The 1,035-nt window shown below is 77.1% G+C and carries 1 protein-coding gene; it reads right to left on the bottom strand.

Features of this window, described 5'->3' with window-relative positions; translation table 11 throughout:
- Positions 1-871: S8 family serine peptidase (locus DQW85_RS47715; RefSeq protein WP_275888237.1), on the bottom strand; the 871-nt coding region annotated here is incomplete at its 3' end.
- Positions 872-1,035: the final 164 nt, after the last annotated feature.

Raw genomic sequence — 1,035 nt, 5'->3', positions numbered from 1 at the left:
GGTCGCCGTTCTCCAGCGTGACGCGCACCGACAGCACGCGCGCGGCCGGGGCCACGCCGACGACGCCGACCGTGGTGCCGCGCCCGCCCGGGTACACGCCGCCCGGGTGCGCTCCGTCGGGGCTCCCGCCGATCGCGCTCCTGCCCGGACCACGACGGCCCGGGCCGTCGTGGTCGCCGTCGTGGCCCTCGTCGTGGGGCGAGTCTTGGCCCTCGTGCTGGGTCGCGTCACGGCCTCCGGCGCGTCCGTCGCCCGGGGTGTCGCCCGGGGTGTCGTCAGGAGCGTCGTCCGGACTGCCGTCAGAGGCGTCGTCGCGGTCTTCCCGCTGGCCTTCCCGCTGTTCTTCCCGCTGGTCGGCGTCATGGCCGTGGCCGGCGATGAGGCTGGCCATCGCGGTGCCGTGATGGCCCCACTGGCCGGGCTTCCTGGCAGCGCCGGTCAGGTCGGGGCCGGGGACCACGGCTCCGGTGAGGTCCGGATGGTGGCCGTTCACGCCGGTGTCGAGCACGGCGACCAGCACCCCCTCGCCCGTGCTCACCCGCCACGCCTCGGGCAGCCGCAGCGCGGTCACCTGCCACTGCTCGTCGAGCGACCTCGGCCCGGCCGCGAGCCTCGCCGCGTCCGCGACCGTCCTCGCGCCCACGGTCATCTCCGAGAGCGCGGTCGTCCCAGTGCCCGCGGCCGTCCCTGTGCCCGCGGTCGTCCCTGTGCGCGCGGTCGTCCCTGTGCGCGCGGTCGTCCCGGCGTGCGTGATCGTGTGGGTGTGCGTGATCGTGTCCGCGTGGGCGAGGGTCCCGGCGTCCGGGGCCGCGGCGATCAGCAGCGAGGCGGCGAGGCAGAGGCCGCGCGCCGCGGTCCTGGTGCTGATCACCGCGGCAGGCCCCGTTCCAGCGCCGCCGCGAGCTGCCGCGCCGCGGCCGTGAGCCGCGGAGGCACGTGGTCGCCGCGCTGGTACCGCCTGCCGTCCGCGTATCCGGCCGCCGTCGCCACGACGTAGCCGTCACGGGCGGTGACGGCGGCCCCGGTGAAGCACTG

Source organism: Nonomuraea lactucae, from assembly GCF_003313395.1.
Classification (GTDB): Bacteria; Actinomycetota; Actinomycetes; order Streptosporangiales; family Streptosporangiaceae; genus Nonomuraea; species Nonomuraea lactucae.
This window is presented reverse-complemented; position numbering and strand designations above follow the sequence as displayed.